29 protein-coding genes are annotated in these 21,512 nt (G+C 40.7%); 3 read left to right on the plus strand and 26 right to left on the minus strand.

Going from position 1 to position 21,512, the window contains the following annotated elements:
• Positions 1–207 precede the first annotated feature (207 nt).
• From ACSYSH_RS04410 to ACSYSH_RS04420, 3 genes are read right to left on the minus strand one after another with little or no spacing between them, the layout of a single operon-like run.
• Positions 208–1,059 carry an aldo/keto reductase gene (locus ACSYSH_RS04410; RefSeq protein WP_491702308.1) on the minus strand — a complete coding sequence of 284 codons (852 nt, stop codon included), beginning with the start codon at positions 1,057–1,059 and terminating at the stop codon, positions 208–210.
• 11 nt (positions 1,060–1,070) lie between these two features.
• The gene (locus tag ACSYSH_RS04415) at positions 1,071–1,475 is read right to left on the minus strand and encodes a cupin domain-containing protein (RefSeq protein ID WP_489816113.1); all 405 of its coding nucleotides are present in this window, start codon (positions 1,473–1,475) and stop codon (positions 1,071–1,073) included.
• Positions 1,472–1,795 (minus strand): carboxymuconolactone decarboxylase family protein, encoded by a 324-nt coding sequence (locus tag ACSYSH_RS04420; protein WP_252773389.1) that lies wholly within the window; start codon positions 1,793–1,795, stop codon positions 1,472–1,474. The genes ACSYSH_RS04415 and ACSYSH_RS04420 overlap by 4 nt, the downstream gene beginning before the upstream one ends.
• A 76-nt stretch (positions 1,796–1,871) precedes the next feature.
• Between ACSYSH_RS04420 and ACSYSH_RS04425 the strand changes: the two genes are divergently transcribed.
• The 3 genes from ACSYSH_RS04425 to ACSYSH_RS04435 all read left to right on the plus strand — a co-directional run bounded on the left by ACSYSH_RS04425 (position 1,872) and on the right by ACSYSH_RS04435 (position 3,663).
• A complete protein-coding gene (locus tag ACSYSH_RS04425) occupies positions 1,872–2,309 on the plus strand; it encodes a MerR family transcriptional regulator (protein WP_491702307.1) in 438 nt (145 codons plus the stop codon).
• A gap of 195 nt (positions 2,310–2,504) precedes the next feature.
• A complete protein-coding gene (locus ACSYSH_RS04430) occupies positions 2,505–3,044 on the plus strand; it encodes a GNAT family N-acetyltransferase (protein ID WP_489816115.1) in 540 nt (179 codons plus the stop codon).
• A 127-nt stretch (positions 3,045–3,171) separates the two neighbouring features.
• Positions 3,172–3,663, plus strand: a complete 492-nt coding sequence (locus ACSYSH_RS04435; protein ID WP_491702306.1) for a GNAT family N-acetyltransferase — start codon at positions 3,172–3,174, stop codon at positions 3,661–3,663.
• 307 nt (positions 3,664–3,970) lie between these two features.
• Here the strand turns inward: ACSYSH_RS04435 and ACSYSH_RS04440 are convergent, their stop codons facing one another.
• The 23 genes from ACSYSH_RS04440 to ACSYSH_RS04550 all read right to left on the minus strand — a co-directional run bounded on the left by ACSYSH_RS04440 (position 3,971) and on the right by ACSYSH_RS04550 (position 21,417).
• On the minus strand, positions 3,971–4,240 hold the full coding sequence (locus ACSYSH_RS04440) for a hypothetical protein (RefSeq protein WP_491702305.1): 270 nt from the start codon (positions 4,238–4,240) through the stop codon (positions 3,971–3,973).
• A 28-nt stretch (positions 4,241–4,268) separates the two neighbouring features.
• A complete protein-coding gene (locus ACSYSH_RS04445) occupies positions 4,269–4,490 on the minus strand; it encodes a hypothetical protein (protein WP_491702304.1) in 222 nt (73 codons plus the stop codon).
• 453 nt (positions 4,491–4,943) lie between these two features.
• A complete protein-coding gene (locus ACSYSH_RS04450) occupies positions 4,944–5,918 on the minus strand; it encodes an Abi family protein (protein WP_491702303.1) in 975 nt (324 codons plus the stop codon).
• Between the two features lie 408 nt (positions 5,919–6,326).
• On the minus strand, positions 6,327–7,229 hold the full coding sequence (locus ACSYSH_RS04455) for a peptidoglycan recognition protein family protein (protein WP_491702302.1): 903 nt from the start codon (positions 7,227–7,229) through the stop codon (positions 6,327–6,329).
• A 12-nt stretch (positions 7,230–7,241) separates the two neighbouring features.
• Entirely contained in the window at positions 7,242–7,556 is a 315-nt protein-coding gene (locus ACSYSH_RS04460) for a phage holin (RefSeq protein ID WP_491702301.1), read from the minus strand.
• 28 nt (positions 7,557–7,584) lie between these two features.
• Entirely contained in the window at positions 7,585–7,884 is a 300-nt protein-coding gene (locus ACSYSH_RS04465) for a hypothetical protein (protein WP_491702300.1), read from the minus strand.
• A gap of 27 nt (positions 7,885–7,911) precedes the next feature.
• Positions 7,912–8,043 (minus strand): XkdX family protein, encoded by a 132-nt coding sequence (locus tag ACSYSH_RS04470; RefSeq protein ID WP_489815968.1) that lies wholly within the window; start codon positions 8,041–8,043, stop codon positions 7,912–7,914.
• The gene (locus tag ACSYSH_RS04475) at positions 8,043–8,384 is read right to left on the minus strand and encodes a YomQ N-terminal domain-containing protein (protein ID WP_489815969.1); all 342 of its coding nucleotides are present in this window, start codon (positions 8,382–8,384) and stop codon (positions 8,043–8,045) included. The genes ACSYSH_RS04470 and ACSYSH_RS04475 overlap by 1 nt, the downstream gene beginning before the upstream one ends.
• 14 nt (positions 8,385–8,398) lie before the next feature.
• On the minus strand, positions 8,399–9,652 hold the full coding sequence (locus tag ACSYSH_RS04480; protein ID WP_491702299.1) for a BppU family phage baseplate upper protein: 1,254 nt from the start codon (positions 9,650–9,652) through the stop codon (positions 8,399–8,401).
• A gap of 10 nt (positions 9,653–9,662) precedes the next feature.
• Positions 9,663–10,919, minus strand: coding sequence for a BppU family phage baseplate upper protein (locus tag ACSYSH_RS04485; RefSeq protein ID WP_491702298.1), 1,257 nt, complete (start codon positions 10,917–10,919; stop codon positions 9,663–9,665).
• Positions 10,903–11,316, minus strand: a complete 414-nt coding sequence (locus ACSYSH_RS04490; RefSeq protein WP_491702297.1) for a hypothetical protein — start codon at positions 11,314–11,316, stop codon at positions 10,903–10,905. Before ACSYSH_RS04490 ends, ACSYSH_RS04485 begins: the two co-directional genes overlap by 17 nt.
• Positions 11,317–11,326: 10 nt before the next feature.
• Positions 11,327–13,456, minus strand: coding sequence for a phage tail spike protein (locus ACSYSH_RS04495; protein WP_491702296.1), 2,130 nt, complete (start codon positions 13,454–13,456; stop codon positions 11,327–11,329).
• A 35-nt stretch (positions 13,457–13,491) separates the two neighbouring features.
• On the minus strand, positions 13,492–14,283 hold the full coding sequence (locus ACSYSH_RS04500) for a distal tail protein Dit (RefSeq protein ID WP_491702295.1): 792 nt from the start codon (positions 14,281–14,283) through the stop codon (positions 13,492–13,494).
• A gap of 8 nt (positions 14,284–14,291) precedes the next feature.
• The gene (locus ACSYSH_RS04505) at positions 14,292–17,168 is read right to left on the minus strand and encodes a phage tail tape measure protein (protein WP_491702294.1); all 2,877 of its coding nucleotides are present in this window, start codon (positions 17,166–17,168) and stop codon (positions 14,292–14,294) included.
• Positions 17,161–17,454 (minus strand): carbohydrate-binding protein, encoded by a 294-nt coding sequence (locus ACSYSH_RS04510; RefSeq protein WP_489815976.1) that lies wholly within the window; start codon positions 17,452–17,454, stop codon positions 17,161–17,163. The genes ACSYSH_RS04505 and ACSYSH_RS04510 overlap by 8 nt, the downstream gene beginning before the upstream one ends.
• A gap of 89 nt (positions 17,455–17,543) precedes the next feature.
• Positions 17,544–17,921 (minus strand): tail assembly chaperone, encoded by a 378-nt coding sequence (locus tag ACSYSH_RS04515; protein ID WP_491702292.1) that lies wholly within the window; start codon positions 17,919–17,921, stop codon positions 17,544–17,546.
• Between the two features lie 71 nt (positions 17,922–17,992).
• Positions 17,993–18,544, minus strand: a complete 552-nt coding sequence (locus ACSYSH_RS04520) for a phage major tail protein, TP901-1 family (RefSeq protein WP_491702291.1) — start codon at positions 18,542–18,544, stop codon at positions 17,993–17,995.
• Positions 18,545–18,553: 9 nt separating this feature from the next.
• On the minus strand, positions 18,554–18,967 hold the full coding sequence (locus ACSYSH_RS04525) for a hypothetical protein (RefSeq protein ID WP_491702290.1): 414 nt from the start codon (positions 18,965–18,967) through the stop codon (positions 18,554–18,556).
• Positions 18,960–19,319 carry a hypothetical protein gene (locus ACSYSH_RS04530; RefSeq protein ID WP_489815980.1) on the minus strand — a complete coding sequence of 120 codons (360 nt, stop codon included), beginning with the start codon at positions 19,317–19,319 and terminating at the stop codon, positions 18,960–18,962. Before ACSYSH_RS04530 ends, ACSYSH_RS04525 begins: the two co-directional genes overlap by 8 nt.
• Before the next feature lies 1 nt (position 19,320).
• Entirely contained in the window at positions 19,321–19,608 is a 288-nt protein-coding gene (locus ACSYSH_RS04535; RefSeq protein WP_491702289.1) for a hypothetical protein, read from the minus strand.
• The gene (locus tag ACSYSH_RS04540; RefSeq protein WP_491702288.1) at positions 19,605–19,940 is read right to left on the minus strand and encodes a phage head-tail connector protein; all 336 of its coding nucleotides are present in this window, start codon (positions 19,938–19,940) and stop codon (positions 19,605–19,607) included. The genes ACSYSH_RS04535 and ACSYSH_RS04540 overlap by 4 nt, the downstream gene beginning before the upstream one ends.
• Positions 19,941–19,960: 20 nt before the next feature.
• A complete protein-coding gene (locus tag ACSYSH_RS04545; protein WP_491702287.1) occupies positions 19,961–20,869 on the minus strand; it encodes a hypothetical protein in 909 nt (302 codons plus the stop codon).
• 14 nt (positions 20,870–20,883) lie between these two features.
• Entirely contained in the window at positions 20,884–21,417 is a 534-nt protein-coding gene (locus ACSYSH_RS04550; RefSeq protein WP_491702286.1) for a capsid assembly scaffolding protein Gp46 family protein, read from the minus strand.
• Positions 21,418–21,512: the final 95 nt, after the last annotated feature.

The raw sequence follows: 21,512 nt of genomic DNA on the forward strand, positions 1-21,512 counted from the left end.
TTCACCATTAATGATGACCAGCCAAATGAGTACTTTGTTTTCTTAAACAAGAATGATAACCAGATTCTGGCAGATGGAACTCAAGATAGCGAATGGCTATTGGCTAAGATGTGTGAATGAAAAAAGCTGAATGTTAACCATTCAGCCGGTTCATACCAAAAATTAATTAATCCCTTGGAAACTCTTTATCCAACAACTCCATAAAAATCATTGATAAACAGGGAAAACAGAAGTGCTGTCTGAATATTTCAATCCAGAAAACTCCGTTAATTTCTGCATCATTTCAGTTGGAATCACAAAATCAGTGGCAGCGTTCATCTTCATATGTTCCACAGTCGATGCCTTTGGCAAAGGCAACAAGCCCAATTCCAACAGGTATCGGACTGCTAATTGAGGAACCGTAACATTTAGTTTGCTAGCCAGTTGCTTAATTTCGACATTATTCATCAAATCACCATGACCGAATGGTGAATGTGCCTCAACTAAGATGTCATGCTGCTGAGCATAATTGATTAATTCAAGTGGCATGTGCCCAATATGTGCCAAGACTTGATTCACCATCGGCGTAATGTGACCGTTCTTAATTAAATTTTGCAGGTCCACCTGTTCAAAGTTTGCCACACCAATTGCTTTGACCTTACCCTCAGCGTATGCCTCTTCCATAGCTTGCCATGTCGCTAAATTCCCCTCAAAATAATGATCAGTCCCCTTATAATCAGCCCAAGGCTTTGGCGAATGAATTAACAAGAGGTCAATATAGTCAACCTTGAGCCTGCTTAAAGCATTATCGATTTCGGCTTTCGCTGTTTTATAATCCTTGACCTCAGCAGCTAATTTCGTTGTCACAAATACTTCTGAACGCTTGATACCAGCATTTCGAATCCCCTGACCAACGCCCTCTTCATTACCATAAGCAGAGGCCGTATCAATGTGGCGATAACCAACCTTGATAGCATTCTCAACTGCTCCAACAACTTCTTGATTATCAAGTAGCCAAGTACCAAAGGCAATCTTAGGAATCTTTACTTGATTTGATAATTGATATGTTTCTTCTAACAACTGAATTTCTCCTATAAATTTTGGTATGTTTTATCATCAACAGGCTCCAACCATTCAGGTGTTCCAGCCGTAATCGCAATGTGTTCAAACCAAGAGTCCGCCTGCGCTCCATGCCAATGTTTAATACCATCTTTAGTCACAATCACATCCCCCTGTTTCAAAGATTGAGCAGGTTGACCTTCTTCTTGATACCAGCCTTTTCCGTCAGTAACGAGCAAAATTTGATACCCATCATGGTGAATATGCCAGTTATTTCGTGACCCAGGTTCAAAGGTAACCGTCCCAACTGAAATTTTTTCATCGGGACTAGTGGTTAAACCATTTAAAAACGTATCACCAATAAAGAATTGCCCATATGGGTTTAGGATTCCTTTGCCAAAAATACCACCATTTTCCAATTCATTAAATTTTGTCATTGTTCTCCCCCGTATACATTTTTCAGAATACTAAAGGCCGACCACCCTTTTGGCCAACCTGTATAAAAGGCTAATTGCGTAATCAACGCAGCCATCTCTTCTTCACTAACACCATTTTCTTTGGCTTTCGCCATGTGAAACGGTAATTGCTCAAAAGCTCCCATCGAAATCAAAGCCGAATTGGTTGCTATACTTCTCGTCTTTGGATTCAAGGTATCATCGGCCCAGACTTCACCAAATAAAATATCATCATTATATCTGGCAAAATCAGGAGCAACCTGGCCCAGTTGATCACGACCTGCTGTTACTTTATCTTTCATAGTAGTCCTCCTATTGATATGGTTATTTTAATCCCTAGAGTTAACTCTAGGTCAATGGTTGTGCTATAATTTTTGCATGGCTAACAAAAAACAAACTTTTAAAATCAAAGCCGTTGCGGAAAAAACCGGTTTAACTGAGTACACACTCCGCTACTATGAAAAAGAGAGACTGATTGTTCCTGATCGGACCCCTTCTAATATTCGAATTTATAGCGAAGACGATGTCAATTGGTTACTTTTTATTGAACACATGCGTTCTACCGATATGTCAATCGAGGATTTGAAACACTTTGTCAAATTGCGGCGGTATGGTAGCGATTATGAAGAAGAAATTTTACATATTTTAGTACGTCATCGAAAACAAGTAGCAGACAAATTACAACGATACCAAGAAAACCTCGACTTGCTGAACCATAAGATCGACATGTATACCGGCCAACTGCGTGACCGTGACCAGAATTTATATGAACATTTTGTTGACTGGCTGTCAGCAAAAAAAGACGAAAAACAATAGATTTTGTTTTTCGTCTTTTTGCTATCAGTAAATTGAATGCCAACCACCCACATAAACTAATCCGTTTTAAGTTATACTGTTTGTAATATTAAGCAAAGCAACTTTAAAAGTCAGGTTTTACTGATTTAAAAAAGGCAACCATCGAGTCGATTTTTGTCTATCATAGCGACAATACGAGATTGAAAAGGAAAAATTATGTTTATAGGAAAAAATGTAAAATTATCACATTATCATGAGGGTGATGGCGATAACTTCGCCAGCTGGCAATGGGATGAAAACTTTATTAATCCACTGTCTGATGACGTCATTCACCCTTTTACGGCAGAGGATTGGGAAAAGATTTTTCGTAATTCTTCTAGAAGTAACGAAACTGTTGAGTTTACTGTTCGCACGGTCGATGATGATAGCTTAATTGGGTTTGTTAGTCTATCAAACATCAGTATTCGTAACCATTCTTGTGAACTAGGTATTGGTTTTCCAAAGGAAGAAGATCGGTCTAAAGGATACGGTCAAGAAACACTGTCCTTGATATTAGACTATGGTTTCAATAACTTAAACATGCATAAAATAAAATTGTCAGTTTTCCCTTTCAACACGGGGGCTGTAAGGGCCTATACTAAGGCTGGTTTTGTTAAAGAAGGCACTTCAAAAAATGAAGTCTTTTATGCTGGTAATTGGGTCGACTTCGACCACTACGTTATTTTTCAAGAAGACTGGTTTGCCAGTCAGCAATAAAAAGATTGAATCGATGATATTAAATGCCCACTACTCTAATTCGGGTTGTGGCCCTTTACGAACATTTTTTAACCAAACTACTTAATCAGTGACAATCCATGTCACGGCCCAGTACAGGAGACTACGTATGGCAATTACTTTTGGTAAACCAAATAAAAATGATCTAGATAAAATTATGAATATTGAACATTCAGGGTTTTCTGAAGCTGAAGCGGCTACTGCAAACAGCATGTTAGAACGAATAAAAGTTATCCCAGATACTTTTATTGTTGCCTATGATGAACAGGAAGATCCTGCAGGTTATATTGTCGGTCCGGCTTCGACGGAACGTTATATTACAGACAACCTATTTGAAACTTCAGTTCCAAATTCAGTGCATGCACCTTATCAAACAATTCTTAGTTTGGTAGTATCACCAGACAAACAAAAAATGGGCATTGCAAGTCAATTATTGCAACAGTTGGCCATAGTTGCTGAGCAACAAGGACGACAGTTAATAACCCTAACATGTTTAGAAAAATTGGTTCCATTTTATGAAAGAAACGGTTATCAAGTCGACGGCATTTCTAGTTCTCAACATGCTGGTGAGACTTGGTATAACATGACGAAAAAGCTTTAATTATCGAGATTGTTAAAGACAATGTTGGATTTCAACCGTAATAAAGATTCAATAAAAAGCTTACGATTTAAAATCGTAAGCTTTTTTGTCCTTTAGCCGTACTTTTCTTGTGCCAAAAAAGTACCATTTTTGTAATTTACTCTTGACTTCTCTTGATTACTCAAAAAATCAAAATCGCTTAAGACTGGGATTTGTGACGCCTCTTGACGTCCCCTGATGGTACTCATGGAGAAGAAGTGCATGATACCATATTGACGTAAAGGCATTTGTGAATAATATGTAGCACTTTTGTAGCACTAAATAAAAACTAGTTATACAATTTTACATTTAAATTGTGTTCTTTTTTTAAAATTTCAAGCGCTGCTAGAACGTCTTCCTCTTGAATTGGCTTGTATGATTTAACTGCTCTTGATGTGGTGGACATACCAATCTTATTCCATTCGAAAAATATATTAATACCATGCTGGAATCTAGGCATTACTACACGCAGTTCATACAGTGTATTCGGCTGTTTCTTCCATAGTGGTTGCACCACCTTGAAAATATCTCTAGCTATTTGATTGCTCTCTTCACTCATTATTATCCCCACGCTTAATCACAATTCGTTAATCAACGCTTGTGTTGGCTCGCCTTTCATGAATAAGTTGTTCTAACTCATTTAGGTCGTCTTCTGTTGCTAACTTGCGAATGAACGATCGTGATGTTGAGCGATAATTTAAATACTTTTTATGTTCCTTGTTCTTTTCAGCCCAACGCTTATTGGCCTCGTTTTGTGCCGTCGTTGAACTTTCATAAATTTTAGGTCGTCCCTTTTTTTTATCTGTCATTTGATTGCACCATAAATTGCGATTAGTAACGAAACTACCGACAGCACTAAAGCCGTCCATCCTACCCATGAAGGTTTATTATTTTTCATAAAAATGTTAAAATGAGCGTACACGAAGAAGACCCTTGCGGGCCTTACTTCTTATTTTTTTAAAGAGCTAATCAGTTGAGCAATAGCTTGTAGTAGCGCACTTACTGCAAGAATTATCTCAAGCATGGTTGGCTTTTTCTTTTTATGCTTTTTTTCGCTCATCTTTTTCCTCCTTTCTCTATACTTATATAATATCATTATTATATATGTTTGTCAACTGTTTTAGGCTATTTTTGCACAAAAAAAGACGGGCAAACGTCTGCGTTTTCCCCGTCAATTTCCGCGACCCACTGCGTACAGCCCGAGTCGCTTTCTATTAGATTATAGCATTATACGCAAAAAACCTGCAATTAAGCTGTTGTGTTCATTCATTACTATTCTGAGTTAACTTATCAACATTATGCCAATTTTCACTAAATCCTAGGCTCAATATTATCTTGTTAATATCAATTGTACTTAAATTATTATTAAGTGTTCTAAAACGTTTCCTAATAGAATTATGAAGCTGACTATATTCTTCATGGCTTAAAAATGTTTGCATAATAACCATTGTTGAATAAACATCTTTTCTTTCTGTTGTTGGATTCAGAGTGTATCTATCATAAATTGGTCTGAATAATTTTGTACTTGAGTTACATTCAAATTCTAATAATCGCTTGCCATGTGCGCATATATTTCTTATTTCTGACATATTTTTTATAAACGATAACATTACATTAACATTTAGTTTATCATTTGTTCCAATATTCTCTTGTAAAAAACTATTCAAATCATTAGCAATTGATTCTTGTAGGCCATTTTCAAATTGATTAATTAGATGATAGAGTGTACCAAAATCAACAAAATCAATTAATACCCATATTGGAACATTATGATACTCATGATAATAATATCTTATGGCATTACCATCTTTTTCGTTCTTTTGATAATTTATAATTCCAGATAATTTACTAATTGTTTTAACAACACTTACTTCATTTCCGGGTGCATAACAATTAATGTTTAAATAATTGTATTTTCCTTCAGGATATTTTTTTGAAAACTCATACGAAACAATTGATTTTAAGTGATGTTCGGCCATCAACAAAAAATCCATAAATATTTTTTTTACTTCTTTATCAAACAAATATAGCCTACAAACTTCATCAAAGTTTGTTCCATTTAAATAGCGGTCGTCTGTACCACTATCTTTAAAGTATTTACTATACCCATTAATTATATTGTAATAATTATTCGTCAATAAATATCGTTTGGCTTTATCGACATCATTAAATATCATTCCTCTACTTTCTAAAATTAAAACTTGTTGATCAATAGTTTTAAAGTCTTTATTAGACAAAAAAAGCCCCCTGAAATAATATCAGGAGACAATTTCCACGGCAGTTTCAACAATAACTGTTAAATTAACTGTCGCTCTCTACTGACATTAATTATACATTTTTATTAAATAGTGTCAATCAATAGTGTACACTATATTATCAAATATTTGTATAATAACGTCTCTATAAAACACTATAATACTATTAATTAAAGTTAGCACTTTGATTACAAGGTGCTAACTTGGTCCACTACTATAAACATTGATATAAATGCATTTCACTCTAAAAATTGACCAAAAAATGTTAATTATCAATTTGTTTGGCCCACTTTTTTATGTACAGGGCCAAAGCCCTATTTTTAATAATCACCTATTTTTTGAAAATAGAAGCATTACTTGGTATTGCTATTTTTAAATATTAGGTATTTTTTAAGCATGATTCCAGAATTTGTCGGCATCGAACCAAATAATTCCATTGCCGTCTAAGAAGTCGATCCCTACTGCGTTGGCGTTCTCAGAGTACTTATCAATCGTACCCCGTTGATACTCCTTCTTAAACGCTACACGGCCACCATCATTGAACGAACGGCCTTGGGGGTCGTCTAAGTCGTCCAACAAATTAGTCGGGATACCATTGTCTCTCCATGCAAATGGGTCGGCTGTCAGCTCCTGCGCTCGTACCTGATAGATACCATATTGCAACTGGCAATTATCGTTGATGAATGACCCCTGCAAGACGAACCGATTACCGCCTGCTTGGAACTTTTGAATGGCCGTTTGTCCACTCGTTTGCGCTGGCTGTGGAGCGGAAGTCGCCGTTTGAGTTGCTACATATCCGCCACCGTTATTAATTGCGTTAGCCCGATCAGCAATTTCCTGCAACTTACCCTTCAACTGGCCTGGACAAGCTGTACTAGCAAATTGCGAATGCGGGAACAGGTTCTTGTATGGCACGACTTGGCCAAAACCATACCGCTTGGCAATGTCCGCCACCAACTTAGCGCTGGCTTCAACAGTTGCCTGGGCAATGTCATAGTTAGGTGCTAGATTAACATTAGCATGTTCAATACCAATACTCGTTAAATTAGTACCCCAATCCCCTGCGTGCCATGCTGTGTTGTCTTCATCTACATAGGCACGAATTTGGCCATCTTGGCCAATTCCATAGTGAGCAGAAGCCTGACGGCTGTTCCAAATTCCAGGAACTGAGTCATAGTCAGTTGTGGCCATGTGGTGGATCACGATTTTATTAATAGAATTTCCCTGACGTCCCTGAGTAAAGTTAGGGAATGACTGGAATCCGTACGGTGTAGCCAATCCTGATACTGTCATTTTTGTTCCTCCTTATTTCGTAGTAGTGGCGTTCAATTGCGCCACTGCCTGTTCAATAACTGCAGACAACTGTTCTTGTGAGAACTTGCCGGTCAGCTTGTTAGCTGCCAATCGAGTCGCTACATAGTCAATGGCTTGTTGCTTCTTTTCAGTACCGCCCAATTCGCTCTTTTCCAGCAAAGCAACAGCCTGGTCGGCCCATGTTAGCAGCAACTGCAAATTTCCATTCTTAGTCTTCGTTCGCAACCAGCGTACTAATGCATGTTCTGCTGGTGCTGCAATCGTCAATAATGTAGCTGCCAATACTAATGTGTCAGTTAGATTCATGATTATCCTCCAATAAAAAAAGCCAACGTCAGTCGGCTGAATGTGTCACTTCTTGTAGTACAGCTATTTGGGTATCGTGCTTAGATACCCGTGTCTCGAGCGTTTCGACATCTACTCGAATGCCTTTGATTGTTTCGTCCAAGCTGTCGATGCTCTTGGTTAGTCGTTCATTGTGATAGTTAGTGCTATCGACTAACTTTTCTAGCTCACTTTTCAAACTAGATGATAAGTTTTTCTTAATTGCCTGGTAACAGCTATAGCACGTACCACCGACAATGATTGATGTCTGGATAATTCCAGTCCAATCCCCCGCACTTAGTCCAAACATTTCTCCTCCTGTTATTCTGCTATTTTTTTAAAATGAGTAAACAATACCAGTAATTTGCTGGTATTGGTCGACTGTAATAATTTCACCGACAACCCAATTCTTCAGGCTATCGTTGTTTTCCAGTCCCATTTCATACCAATTTTTTAACACGTCAAACATCACTTAGCCTCCTTTGATTCCAGTTCAGCAATTCGCTTATCCTGAGCAATCAAGCGGGTTAATAGCACATTAGCTGTCGCATTCAAAGCCTGTTGGTTGGCATCAACTACCTTTGGTTGATTGGCCCGTTGCTCAGCCAAATAATCCTCCATAGATTGCCCAGTCCATGAATTAGTATTTGGATTCCAAACGGGATTCATCACACCGCTTGGTTCGACTGTTGTTGTATTCTCAGGCTGTTCCTCTGACCTGATTGCACCCGGAATAAATGCAAAAGTGTTCGGATCAAACTTGAAATACCACTTATTATTGTCGATTGTAGATTGTGTGTTATTTTCCATTTCATTTCCTTTCATTAAGGCATGTCATCAGCAGTCGTGAATACCAGGCTTAAGTAGACAGGACCAGGGGCTACATGAACATTATCGTTGTATGTGGACCCATCAGTATTGATTCCAAACACAATATTTTGAGTGCCGACAAACGTTTGAGCGTATTGTAGCTCTGATGGCCGATAACCAATTGGTAATATTGCACCAAGTCGGGCCCAATTATTAATGTCACTTGAATAGCCACCATAGCTGTAGCAGATAACTAACGGGCCAATCCGTTTTAGGAAAAACGAAAAACCAAAACTAGTCTTGATTTCTACTCTGTCAGTCAATTGCAACTGCTTATTATTGATTTTTCCGCCGACAGTTAAGTCGCCTTCAATAGTGGCACTGCCGTGATGTATCAGTGTGTACCATGTTTCAACGCCACCGCCCAAGAATGAGTATCCTTTGGTATAGAACGAGCCCATTCTGTAGAACGTATTATCATCTAATTTCTCAGCAATATCCGCTTTGGCCGCACTGTCAGCCGTAGTAGCATGGCCAGCATTCGTGGCATTGTCAGCGCTATCAGCATGATTTGCACTTGTGGCACTATTAGCACTGTCTGCATGGCCAGCATTAGTAGCAGTATCCGCAGTATCTGCATGGCCTGCATTGGCTACCTTATTGATAGCATTAAGGCCACTGGTCACTGTCTGCTGGACGTATTCCTGACTGGCGTAATTGCCAGTAGTAATCGTCTGATTCAGCTTGTCAGTCGCTTCTTGGACTGCTGTATTCAATGTTGACTGAGCGCTGGTAACTGTCCCATCTAACTGGCTGGTAGCCGTCTGAATGTTGCTTTCCACTTGGGATTTTACCGCACTGATGACACCATCAACGACTGACACATAATCACTGGCCTCCGCCTGATTCATATCAATGGAATCGAGTACCTGGATATTGAATGAGCCAGTCGAACCTAACTTTTCGCCTTCCGAAATTTTAAAATAAGCATTGGCAAACGCTCCAGCAGTTCCGCCCGCTTGATTTGGAAAAGTGTATTCAAAAACGCCCACGGTACTAGTCTTACTGACGTTTGTATCAATAATCTTAGTACCTGCAGGCGTTGTGCCCATGAACGTAATCACGGCGTTTGTGACGTCCAATGGCGTGCCGTTATCTGTGACCGCTACCCGAACTGACTGATATTCACTATCGCCCTGCCTGAGCACGACAGTCGGGTTTGGGATATTATTTTTTGTTGTATCTAGATTTAGAACAATTTCATTCATTCAAACCCCCTTATCCAGGCCATGAGTCGTTGGTTGCCCAACTTCCCATAGTTTCAAAACCAGTTGAATTGTCAACACTTGCTGAAGAAAAATACATAGTGCCGTCAGTATTAACTTGCATGAATGATGTTGCAAATCTATTCATCATTGGCAGATTAGCCTTGCTGACAGGTCGGTATCCGATTGGTACGACCATGTCATACGCTATCGTCCATGGAGAACCAGAATCGTATGGCCAATCTTGCGTAGGAATGGACAAGAAAACCTGTGGACCAAAACGAGAAATTACTGCGTTTAATTTACCAATCTTAATATTTTTAACAACAGCATTACCGTAAACTCGCCCATTTACGGTCAAGTCATTAACCGTCTGACTGTTGGCGGGATTTAAACTATTAGCCACATCGGCACTTTTGGCCGAATTGGCAACATCAGCATTAACTGCGTGAGTTGCGTTGTCGGCATTACTAGCATGAGTGGCGTTATCAGCTTGTCCAGCTCCGTTTGCCCATCCAGATGTACCAGCCTTATCAGCGTAGCTTGATTTATCAGCATGAACTGCATTATCAGCATTTGCATGTAATGCTCCACTGACTGTCAAATCTTTCGAAATTGTTTGATTTGCTGTGAAAGTATTGCTAGCACCAACTTTTGCAAACGCCCCAGTGTTCAGCATTTGATTAATATCGTTAGCTTTATTCTTAGCGTCATTGTACTTATTCGTGATATCCGTGTTGTAGTTTTGAGCCATGGCAACCAAGTTATCTGATGCCTGCTTGACTAGCCCAGTAGCATTGTCCGTTTTAACTTTTACGTCAGCTAATTGATCGGATAGCTCTTTTCGAACGGTGGCCACAATTCCATCAACTACAGTGATATAGTCGCCTGCTTGTTCGGCTGTCAAATCGACTGCTTCGAGCACAGATACTTTAAATGAAGCCGTTGACCCAGTTGAATCGCCTGTCGTGATTTCAAAATATGAATTCTTGAAGTTACCCATATCTTGTCCCCACTGCTTAGGTGGCCGATAGTCAATCACGCCATTCAGTGCATCAACTTTCGTGATGTTTGAGTCAATAATTTTATGGTCCGCTGATGTCGTTCCTAAATAGACAACATCAGCATTTGTCAAATCAGTTGGCTCGCCATTACTAGTGATAGTCACTCGCAATGTTTGATAATTCCCATCTCCTTGTCTCAATAAGATTTTAGGATTTTGAATATCAGACTTTGCTGTGTCCAAATTTAGGTTAATTGTTTTGCTCACTATATCCTCCTTCCTCTAATGCCTCTAGCAGGTTGTCATAAGCGTTTGCCTCTGCTCCTGCTAGTGACTTATCGTAATTATCAAGATCATGATATAGCCCACTAAATTGGCCTTCAACGCGCTCACTAAAGATAGACTTTTCGACTTTCACATCAGCCAACTCTTTTTGAGCAGCTAACTGTGCTTCGTCATTTGGAAATCCAACAATGTTGCCTTTTTCATCAATGCTTGCACCATTATCAGTAATAATTTTCTTTTCGTCTTTGGCCAAATCAACCATGACTTCGCCAATTGAGCTCAATAACTTGGTCCGATGTCGTGAAACTCGTCCAGATAATTCAGCCTTATCTAAGAAATTAGCAATGTCATTCAATTTTGAATTTTCAATTTTAATCATTCTTCCCTTTCTACCAATTGAAACTAACGTATTCAGTTATTTTTCCGTCCCAACTGATGCCAGTAATAATCTTGAAATTTTGAAGAGCGAAATTAAACAGCATATTTCTCAAATTTCTATCGCCAATAGTTGGCTCATTCAAGTAAATATCACTATGCAAATAGATTGCTTGGTTAAAAGTCACAACGTCTTGGAAAAAGAAACCAGGGTCTTGATTTGACAATCCTTGCCGATACCAACCGAACTTAACTGGATAATTACCATTTGGATCATCTTTATTTTTGGCAGCAAGTCCAAAATAATCTGCATCAGAATTAAGGTTAATTGTTAGCCCTAATTTATTTGGGTCAGAAACCAAATTGTTTCGACCAATAAACCCTAGACTTCGATTGTTCCAATTTAAGTCAATTCCATAGTTGTTGAATGTTGTAACTAAATTATCTGAGCTAATTTTCATGCCGGTATTATCAATCGAAACTGATTGATAATTACCATTCCAATTTGATTGAATGAATTGGGAAATGTTTCCAACCAAACTATTCACATTCAAATTAATAACGTTAATCTGGCTAGCATCAATTTGGCCACCCTTAATGAAATCGGCCGACAAATGACCAGTGCTAATATTGTTGGCATCCAGATTAAGCACGTTGACACGGTTAGCATCAATAATTCCCTGTTGCAACCGATTGGCATCAGTAATGCCGTTGAATTTAACCCAAGTTGATCCAGAATATGAATACATAGCCACGCCATTTTTCTCGTTGACATCATCTTTGTACCAGGTATCCCCTTGTTGTGGGTTAGTTGGTGTGTCTGAGCCACGATAAACAGTATGGTCGCCATTCAATTCAGCGCTATTCTTCTTCCATTGAGAGTCCGTTTGAGCGCTTAACACCCACGCATTACCGTCATAGTAGTACAGCTCTGTATCGCCATTAGGTAGTGACTTGTACCATACATTGCCCTGCCTTGGATTTGTAGGAGCTACTGGACTGTAAGTAGTGTCATTATGCCCGCCATTTGAAAACGTCCAAGCAAGGCCATTAGAGACCGCTGTGGCGTTACTTGAAATGGAAGAGATGGTGCTAGTGAGGCTATTCGAACTCAAATCATCTCCTAGTTTCAAGCTCGAATTCTCTGGCCGAACTAAGTCCACTGACACTTCAAATACCCGTGTCTTGTAAGACAAGTTCCGGTCATTATGCATAATCAAGACCGTATCGCCTAATCCAAGTCCGCCAGTCTCAGCCACAGTGGCCGAATACTGGACAGATGGATGATTGCTGTCCATCAATTCACGGTAAGCAGTGTTAATCAGCTCAGTCGTGTCATCAATGTTGTCATAAGTCTTAATCAAGAGGCGTTCGTTGCCATCAATGTGGCCATATTCTTCTGTCGCCACAGGGTCAACTAAAATCACATCTCCGCTGGGTTTATCCAACGGATCGCCCTTTGCTTTTGACCAAACAACATCCTGAATGTTGATACGCCTTCCATAACCATCAGGGCTATCGCCTTGGCCCTCACTAACCTGTTCGCCTTTTCCTCGTGGCAAAATCGCGGTATAAATACTTGAATTATCGCCAGTGCGGTCAACAGTTAGCAAATTATCGCCATGAACGAACACCTTTGAAGTGTCATTACCCTGCTGATATAGATAGTCCATATAACGGCCAGTAATCTTGTTTCCAGTAATAGACACATAAAAAACAACCTCTCCACCTAGTCCTTGTGTGACCGTGTTAATAGCTTCAAGATTGCTGATGTAGTAAAAATTTGTCTGGAGATTTCCAGGTACGTTGACTTGCCCCAACTTCCATGGTGAGCCACCAAGAGCCACACTCATCAAGTCATTAGCACTTGCACCGTTTGGAAAGCGTCTGTCCTGTATATAAGTGTACGTACCCAATTCTTGGTAAGCCAATTCATAGAATGAATAGTCAATGCTATTCTCGTTGTCTTTGATTGTCATCAAGCGCAACAACAAGAACTGGCCATCTTTCAACGGGTGTTCGATTCCTAGATAACGCACCTTTTTATCCAGTGACTTTTCTGGTGGCAAAGAGATGTCCAACTTAGCAGCCTGATTGATTTTCAAGTCCAGAGTACCCTCTGTTAAATCAGCCTTTTCAATCATTTGAACGACTTCTTGCCGTTTATCAAAGAGATAGATCATAACAGTTTGACACGGTATTTAACCGTGATTTCCGTTGCCTGCGAACAACGTACTTGTACTCCTTTCACGATTTTTGCTTCAAAAATATTGGTCTTGGTAATATCAATCGTGTTCAGAACGCTGTTACCATTGCTAGTCAGTGTCCTATTGTTGATGTCTAAGACCAAGGTTGAACCAACCTGAAAAGAACCGTTTAAAGTCATATTCCAGTCGTTGCCAATGGTCATGACAACTTGATTGGTAGCTGAACCAATCTTAGCCGTTATAGTATCAACATTCTGGTCATACAATAGCTGTGGGTCGTTGATGTAGACAACGTTTGACCCGCTGACAACCTTCGTCTGTCCATGGCGGTATGGGTCGCTACAAGTAATCTCAATTGTTCCCTGAACAGACAATGAACCTGGGTCAGAATTCTCTAACTTGGTCACAGTGCCAATTCTAGAAAACTCTGGTTCGTCAGCAAAGTAGAACTCCTTCTCATCTCCTTGCAATAGAAACTTCAAACGAGTAAACGCTTGATTGAATTCTTCCGTATCGTTAGCGAGTAAGAAATACTTCACTGTTATGGTGTTCTTATCGAGTTTTGAACTCAAAAAGTAGTCCCCATCACTTCGACTATCAACAGTGTTTAACTTTCGAGTGTAACCATCACGACCATCAACGTTGACAGTCAAGAATTCAGGTATTTCGCTCTCAATATTTACCCCATTGAATGTAAGAGATTCAATCGACTTGTCCTGTGGCGCTGATGTCGTTTTATTTAGATCCTTGAAATCGTAATTCATAGTCCCTCCTAAAAGACGTTAACAGCGTTGTTCTTCTGCAAGTCATATGCCTTACCCTGCTCGTTGCTGATGTCATCAACGAACGTTGAATAAGTGTTCTGACCCATACCAATATTGATATTGGCAGGTTGCTTTTGGTTATCTAGTGACATGGATACAGTACCATCAGAATTCAAGTCAAATCCTGACGTGATTGGGGTCATTTCGTATGCTAGATTAGCTGTTCCAAACGAATTGCTAATCTCTGATGCCATGCCAGCTACATTACTCTTCACGTCATTAAATCCGCTGTTCAAGCCGCCATTCAATCCAGACATGATGGCATTTCCAGCTGGAACAAGCAAACGAGCATCATAGCTGATTGGCCCTTTATGGTCTTTAATCCAGTTCGCAATTCCACTAACAAACTTTTTACCAGCTTCCCATGCTGATGTAAGGCCTTTGACGAAACCATCAATAATGGCTTTACCAGCGCCAAACAAATCAATGTGCATAGCGCTGCTAATAATGTTTTTAATGCCGTTCCAAAAGCTACTGGTTACATTCGTGATTGAATTCCAAACATCACTTATGACATTCGCAATACCATGAACAACTGAGCCAACGACAGAGGCAATCGTCTTAATAACCGTTCCGATAATCGATGAGATACCATTCCAGATAGCACTTGCTACACCCTTAATGGCATCCCATGCACCAGACCAGTCGCCACGAATAACGGCCATGATTGCCTTAATAACGCCTGCGACAACGTTAATAGCGGTACTAATAATCGTCACAATGATATTCCAGACACCACTGATAATCGCTGAAATAACGTTCCAGACAGTCTGAATTACGTCCTTAACAACGTTAAACACACCAACAATGACATCTTTAACAACGTTGATATACATGGTTACTGCCGCTACAATCACATTCCAAACGCCAGAGATAATGATGACAATAGCATTCCAAATTCCACTCATAACTGGTCCAAGGAATGCAAATGCAACTTGGATAGCACCGACAATGGCAGTGATCGTACCAATCAAGGGCGCAAGGGCAATTCCAATAATGACTAAAATTCCCTTAAACAGCATGCCAAAGAATTCTGACAATGGACTCCATGCATTTTTAAGTGCTTCAATAATTGGCTTCAAACTGTCGACAAAGCCATTCCATATTCCTGATAAGAATGCGCCAATTGGCTTCCAAATCTCCTTCACAACATCAACAACTGTTGTAAAAGCATTAGAAATTGCTTGCCAGACTACCTTAGCCACGCCAACCAGACCATTCCATGCCTGACCTAACCAATCGACAAAGCCTTTCCAGAGGTCTTGCCCAATTTTAGTTTTAGTGAAAAATAAGGCAAGAGCAGCAACAACTGCCACAATTGCAACGACTATCCAGGTCATTGGATTAGAAAGAATTGAACTGTTTAATGCCCACTGAGCAGCGGCAGCCAATTTACTTTCTTTCGCCATCATTGACAAGGATGACTTTGCCGCCTCACTACCCTTTGAAGCAGCGCTAGCTGCTTTGGCCGTGTTAATCAAATTACTTGAAAAACTACCAATTTTACTCGTGACTGTACTTGCTGCATTCGTGATATGGTTCATATTATTCAGGAACTGACCTGTAGCAGTTATCCCTGGACCAATAACAGGCGCAAGACCAACGAATGAACGGCTGACTTTTGCTAGCCAGTCATTGCTAGTCGTTCCCCAACGCACAATTTGATTCGTTGAATCAATTAGCCCACCAGTTACCCCACTCTGAGAACTAGCAGCGGCGTTTTGGTAAGACCCCCAGTTATCACTCAGTCGTTTCAACTTTGAACCAACGTTCTGTTGCATTTCAGCTGACTGGTCTTCCAGTGATTTAGTAGCTGTCGCACCATCTTGTGATGTCTTTTGAATCTGGTCACTAAAGGCTTGCCATGAAGTCGTGGTATTACCTGACTTATCCTTGATAGAGTCAAGTAAAGGCAAGATAGCACCCATTCCAGCAGTTCCAAACATCTTCTTCAATGCTTCGGCCTTTTGAGAAGAAGACATACCATCCATATTGGCCGAAATCTCTTGCAAGATAGACGGCAACGACTTCATATTTCCTTGGGCATCAGTAAATGAAATGCCTAACTGATCCATTGTTTTCTTCGCCTGCTTACTTGGAGCTTGCATTTGAATCAAGGCATGGTTCAAATCTTGTGAGGCCTGAGCAGAGCTGAATCCCTTGTTAGTCAACAGTCCAATCGCAGTCGAAGCATCTTGCATGCTGACACCAGCATTTTTAGCTGTACCGCCAATTGTGGCAAGTGCCTGTTGCATGGACTCAATCGAAGCATTCGATAGATTGGCCGTTTGAGTCAAGATTGATGCCGCTTGGGCAGGGCTTTCAAAGGAATCACCCCAAACGTTCATGGCTTGTTGAACAACACCAGCAGTCGTCTGCAAATCAGCGCCAGAAGCGGTCGCCGCTTGAGCAATCGCTGGGAATTCTTTCTTAATGGTGCTTAAACTAGCGCCATCTCGTGCCATTGACAGCATGGCATTAGCTGCTTCTTGCGAACTGACAGGCAACTTATTTCCCATCTCTTCGGCAACCTTTGTCAGGCCACCAATATCTTTAGAAGTACCACCAGCAACAACAGCCGCTTGGTTCATTGTTTGCGAGAATGTCCCGTAAGACTTCACTGCAGATAATCCCAAAGCAGTCGTTGCCGCACCAGTAACTGTCATGGCCTTTCCAACTGATTTCATTGAATTAGAGGCATTATTTGAAGATTGGTTAGCTTTGTTTTCAAACTGGCTCATACCGCTCATAGCAGTTGTAATTCCTGCCATGAAACTGGTCATATTTGCCTCGAAAACGGCACTAACACCGTATGTTTCAGCCATTTACCCTCCTTTCCAACTTATCGAGTAAGTCTAGGTTGTATTCTTTCTCAACTCGCTTAACGGTCATGCTAACAGTAGGATTCGTCCGCTCTTTGACTTCGTTAAAGGCCTTCTTGTACGAGTTTTCGAAGAACTTATCGAATGTGTTGTATTTGAGCTTATCCCCACTGCTATTTGTTTGTTGCACGGCCATGTAGGCCCATGCCATCTCATGTGTCGTATGTTTGCGGTCCAACTCTCTGAGCTCTGCCGCTTCCATTTGTAGTTCGTACTCAAATGGAGTCATCCGCTCAATAGCTTCAACGTTCGACACATTAAAATAGCGCAGTCCATTTACCAATATTTCGTGATATTGAGCTGCGCTATCGAGATTTTTTAGTTGTTCGCTTCCGTTTGAGCCTTCGCCGCTGCCATTTGAGCGGTTAAGACGGCTACCTTTTGGCTCGTAAATTTTCCTTTCTCAAGTTGGTCCATAACGTCAGAAGTGACCTTTTCATAATCCGCTTCTTCGTCAAAGAACTTGTCGAGCTTTGAAGTCGTCAACTTACCGCCTGCTGCATGATTGGCGGCCAATAAGATTTCTGAAACAGCCAAGGGACTTTGATCTTGAATAAATGAAGCCAAGTAGTATTGCAATCCGACGCCAAACTTCAAACCATTGTTTTGCCCTTCCTTTGCCATATCCAACTCACGAATAAACTTCATTCCAAAGTTGAATTCCTGCTCTTGCCCATTAATTTCAAACTTCAACATATAATTAATCTCCTTCATATTAGTGGGCTTCACACCCCATTCGAACGTTTAAGCCGTTGTCGCTAGCATCATTACTTAGTTGTAGACGTTGGTGCACTATTAGTGCTTGTGGTTTCAGAATTTGAAACCTTTCCAAGGTCTTCAAACGCATATCCATTGTCTTGGTTATCCACTGACAAGGTAACGTCTCCAAGTCGTGCATAACCGTCTTGAATAGCGGCTTCCACCTTAACTGAAACTGAATTGTCAGAATCGCCTGTTTCTTCAAACGAAGTCAAATCAGCTCGCATATAACGCCCTGCATAAGTACCTGTCTTTGTTCCTGGTGTGTCCGTGAAGACAATCCAGAAATCAAGTGAATAGGCATTTACCTGAGCGCTTTCCAAATCACGCACGATTGCTTGATTTGATGACAACAATTCCAATGACAAAGTTCCTTCCAAAGCACCACCCTTGGTTACCTTGCCGTCCTTTGTATCTTCTGTCTTGCTATCACGAGACAACTTGTATGAATAAGTTGTCTGGTAAGCAACACGAGTACCTTCCTGTGTTGCTTGATTTGAACGCAAACGAGCAAAGACAATTGCCTTACCACCCGATTGTTTAACTAATTGGTCAGCCATTTCTACCTCCTAAATTCTAAATGTGACATCTAACGTTCCATGGACTAACCGAATGTTGTCCTCTTGCTCGAATGCACGACTATTAATCGTGTATCGAGGGTCGAATTCAACTAGGTAGTTGTCCGTCTTTTTGAGCTTCATCACATAATCATATAAATCAGCCATGATTTGCTCTAACTGATCCATGTCATACTGGTCTTCTGCCTTGTTGTAAGCATGAATTGTGACCGAAGCACGAGATACGAGAGCACCCTTCGTTTGAGTGTTCTGCTGCAGGCTATAATCGCCCATGAACACCAGCGGGCTTTCAAATGTCTCGCTTTTTAAATCTGGAACTGTACTAAAAAAGCGGTCTCCATATTTGTCATACAGATAACCGCCAATCGTTTTATATAATTGATAATCTGGTTTCTCACTAACCATTCATGAGTACCGCCTTTAAATTACTTTTGAAAACTTCTTTGTGAGTTTGGTAGGCCTGATACATGAAGAGCTTTGGCTTGATATACCGAGTACCATTTTCCTGCGCATAACCATAGTTAAAGTCCTTGTTATACGCATTTGCTGAGACAGTCCCGATAATCCAAAGTGGAGATTCTTGAATATCAATCTTGTTACTACGTCTCAAGAAACCAGTCTTTATTGGCTCGAGTCGCATGGCCTGTTGCTGCGTGCTAGCAGTCGTTGATAAAATTAACGACTTTACCTGAGCTGGAGTTCTAACCATCTTGGCCTGCATAGCACGTCTGAACTCATCTGCCCCCTTTACAGTCATCTCATGCCTCCTTTACTAGAATCGACTGACGGTAATTAACCGTCTGACGTTCTTGCACCACGTATTTCTTGCCACTGATTAGGCAATAATCAAAATCGTCTAGTGGCATGCTTGTACGCAGTTCTTTTTGGCCATAGGTCGCTGTTCCATACTTTCGGAAAGCAGTCTCAGCGCTCAAATTGGTCACATTCACTGTGTACTTGCCAACTAACACATCTTGATGTTTAGTCGGCTTTCGTGGGTCTTGACTACCTTTCACTTGCGTATAAGTTTCAACTTCACAAATCATAGGAATGTGACCCGCCCTGTCCGTGGACTAGACGTATCGCCATACCTATATTCATCAATTTCATTCTTAAATTTAGCGAAATCGTCATCTTGGAATACAAGGGTTAATCCGTCTTGATTTGACTGTTTCAAGCCCTCATTGCCTAGACGAGAAAAGCGAGCACCCACCACTTCGTCAACAATATAGTTTAACTTTGGTGGAATGTTGACACCGTTTGGCAATCCTAGCAAGACTGAAAGACGTGATTTCACTCCATTCTCAATCAAAATAAGCTTTGTGTTAATGTCCGCCTTAGGGTCAAGCAAGACAGCATAATCAGTCGCTGAACTCATCACTTACACCCCCTTTCCAATTACTTAGCTGGCGTTGCGCCGTCAGTAGAAGAAGTTGTAGCAGCCGTCTTAATTGAGACAGATACGCCATCCTTCTTGCGGTCCTTAACGAAAATATCGTGGTACAAGCGGTTTTGGTACAAGTATCCGTCTCCGTTTGTATGCTCTCCTGGGTTGAACAAGTAAACTGATTGAGTCTTCAATGCTGGAATCGTCACTGATTTTGCAACAAACAAGAAGTTGATTGCCTGTGAATCAGCCTGTGGCTTGAATCCATCTGAGAAATCAAACTTAGTATTCAATAACGTTGGATCAAGCACTTCAATAAGTTGAACACCGTCCAATGATGTGACACGAGATTCCAAAGCTGTTTGTCCAACGTTTTGGTTCGTGATTGAACGAGTAAATTCCTTTGAACGCTCCAAGTAGTCCATGGTTTCCGTTGAAACGAAACCAATGATGTCCGTTACGCCATACTTACGCACTGGCAACAAAGCTGCCTTAAGACGGGTATAAACGTTCGTTTCGTCCAACTTTTCAACAGTTGAAGTCTTTGCCAATCCTGCCAACGTTGAGAAACGATATGCATCAATTTCTGGTTGGGCTTGTTCTTCCACAAAGACCTTAGTGATGTTACCGACTGCCAAATCTTGGTTAGTTTCGTCAACATCTTCCTTATCAACAAAGAATTCAATATCACGGTCTTGACCCATTGTGTAGACCTTCTTATCGTTTGTGACAGACCCTGAATTGTAGCCAGTTCCACGAGTATGTGGCTTAAATCCTGATGTTGAGATCGTAGTCAATGTAAATGACTTACCACCGTTCACAAATTGCAAGGCCTGGTTTCCCAACACAGAAGTAATCAATCCTTGGTTAATCTTTTGGTCGAAAACGCCGCCATCCTTAGTTACGTAGTTATATGCCATTAGTTATTTCCCCCTTATAGGCCAAGTGATTTCGCTAAATCACTCTTTGTGTCAATATTTTCTGCTGAGCCCTTTGGTTTCCCGCCACCGCTCAACTTGCTGTCAACTTCCTTGTTGACTCGTTCTGAAATCAAGCGAGAAATTGAATCAGCAGTCTGAGCAATCAAATCAGCATCTCCCAATGCCACCAACGGTTCGGCCAATTCAGATGGCAAATCCTTTTCAGCCAATACATCACGCACATTCGCTGTCAATTCTCGTTTGTTAAGCTCTGCTTCTCGAGCAGATAACTTATCAGCACGTTCTTTAGCCGCTGCTTCTGCCTTTTCTTGAGCAGACATCTTAGCCAGCTTTGCACCCTCTGTTTTAGCCTCTGACAACTTATCATCGAGTTGTTCGTCCCAGCCTTTCTTGGCTTTGGCAACTCGCCGTTCAGCTTCACGTTCGATTTCCTTATCAAGTTCCTCTTGCGTGTAAGTCTTGGGTGCTTCCTCATCCTTGGCTTCTTCGGTTACATCAGTTTCTGGTGCTTTTGGTTCTTCTGCCATTTCGATTCTCCTTTTACACAACAAAAGGCACACTGTCCGCCATTACTGGTACACAGTCCACCTTTTCGTTCCGTTATTTGATTTCTGGTGCTTTT

It is taken from the genome of Fructobacillus sp. ESL1117 (assembly GCF_058508565.1).

What these genes read in the sequence shown, in the direction of transcription:
- ACSYSH_RS04415 (WP_489816113.1), bottom strand. Translation starts at nt 1,475, where the DNA reads ATGACAAAATTTAATGAATTGGAAAATGGTGGTATTTTTGGCAAAGGA.
- ACSYSH_RS04420 (WP_252773389.1), bottom strand. Translation starts at nt 1,795, where the DNA reads ATGAAAGATAAAGTAACAGCAGGTCGTGATCAACTGGGCCAGGTTGCT.
- ACSYSH_RS04425 (WP_491702307.1), top strand. Translation starts at nt 1,872, where the DNA reads ATGGCTAACAAAAAACAAACTTTTAAAATCAAAGCCGTTGCGGAAAAA.
- ACSYSH_RS04430 (WP_489816115.1), top strand. Translation starts at nt 2,505, where the DNA reads ATGTTTATAGGAAAAAATGTAAAATTATCACATTATCATGAGGGTGAT.
- ACSYSH_RS04435 (WP_491702306.1), top strand. Translation starts at nt 3,172, where the DNA reads ATGGCAATTACTTTTGGTAAACCAAATAAAAATGATCTAGATAAAATT.
- ACSYSH_RS04440 (WP_491702305.1), bottom strand. Translation starts at nt 4,240, where the DNA reads ATGAGTGAAGAGAGCAATCAAATAGCTAGAGATATTTTCAAGGTGGTG.
- ACSYSH_RS04445 (WP_491702304.1), bottom strand. Translation starts at nt 4,490, where the DNA reads ATGACAGATAAAAAAAAGGGACGACCTAAAATTTATGAAAGTTCAACG.
- ACSYSH_RS04455 (WP_491702302.1), bottom strand. Translation starts at nt 7,229, where the DNA reads ATGACAGTATCAGGATTGGCTACACCGTACGGATTCCAGTCATTCCCT.
- ACSYSH_RS04460 (WP_491702301.1), bottom strand. Translation starts at nt 7,556, where the DNA reads ATGAATCTAACTGACACATTAGTATTGGCAGCTACATTATTGACGATT.
- ACSYSH_RS04465 (WP_491702300.1), bottom strand. Translation starts at nt 7,884, where the DNA reads ATGTTTGGACTAAGTGCGGGGGATTGGACTGGAATTATCCAGACATCA.
- ACSYSH_RS04470 (WP_489815968.1), bottom strand. Translation starts at nt 8,043, where the DNA reads ATGTTTGACGTGTTAAAAAATTGGTATGAAATGGGACTGGAAAACAAC.
- ACSYSH_RS04475 (WP_489815969.1), bottom strand. Translation starts at nt 8,384, where the DNA reads ATGGAAAATAACACACAATCTACAATCGACAATAATAAGTGGTATTTC.
- ACSYSH_RS04480 (WP_491702299.1), bottom strand. Translation starts at nt 9,652, where the DNA reads ATGAATGAAATTGTTCTAAATCTAGATACAACAAAAAATAATATCCCA.
- ACSYSH_RS04490 (WP_491702297.1), bottom strand. Translation starts at nt 11,316, where the DNA reads ATGATTAAAATTGAAAATTCAAAATTGAATGACATTGCTAATTTCTTA.
- ACSYSH_RS04495 (WP_491702296.1), bottom strand. Translation starts at nt 13,456, where the DNA reads ATGATTGAAAAGGCTGATTTAACAGAGGGTACTCTGGACTTGAAAATC.
- ACSYSH_RS04500 (WP_491702295.1), bottom strand. Translation starts at nt 14,283, where the DNA reads ATGAATTACGATTTCAAGGATCTAAATAAAACGACATCAGCGCCACAG.
- ACSYSH_RS04505 (WP_491702294.1), bottom strand. Translation starts at nt 17,168, where the DNA reads ATGGCTGAAACATACGGTGTTAGTGCCGTTTTCGAGGCAAATATGACC.
- ACSYSH_RS04510 (WP_489815976.1), bottom strand. Translation starts at nt 17,454, where the DNA reads ATGACTCCATTTGAGTACGAACTACAAATGGAAGCGGCAGAGCTCAGA.
- ACSYSH_RS04515 (WP_491702292.1), bottom strand. Translation starts at nt 17,921, where the DNA reads ATGTTGAAGTTTGAAATTAATGGGCAAGAGCAGGAATTCAACTTTGGA.
- ACSYSH_RS04520 (WP_491702291.1), bottom strand. Translation starts at nt 18,544, where the DNA reads ATGGCTGACCAATTAGTTAAACAATCGGGTGGTAAGGCAATTGTCTTT.
- ACSYSH_RS04525 (WP_491702290.1), bottom strand. Translation starts at nt 18,967, where the DNA reads ATGGTTAGTGAGAAACCAGATTATCAATTATATAAAACGATTGGCGGT.
- ACSYSH_RS04530 (WP_489815980.1), bottom strand. Translation starts at nt 19,319, where the DNA reads ATGACTGTAAAGGGGGCAGATGAGTTCAGACGTGCTATGCAGGCCAAG.
- ACSYSH_RS04535 (WP_491702289.1), bottom strand. Translation starts at nt 19,608, where the DNA reads ATGATTTGTGAAGTTGAAACTTATACGCAAGTGAAAGGTAGTCAAGAC.
- ACSYSH_RS04540 (WP_491702288.1), bottom strand. Translation starts at nt 19,940, where the DNA reads ATGAGTTCAGCGACTGATTATGCTGTCTTGCTTGACCCTAAGGCGGAC.
- ACSYSH_RS04545 (WP_491702287.1), bottom strand. Translation starts at nt 20,869, where the DNA reads ATGGCATATAACTACGTAACTAAGGATGGCGGCGTTTTCGACCAAAAG.
- ACSYSH_RS04550 (WP_491702286.1), bottom strand. Translation starts at nt 21,417, where the DNA reads ATGGCAGAAGAACCAAAAGCACCAGAAACTGATGTAACCGAAGAAGCC.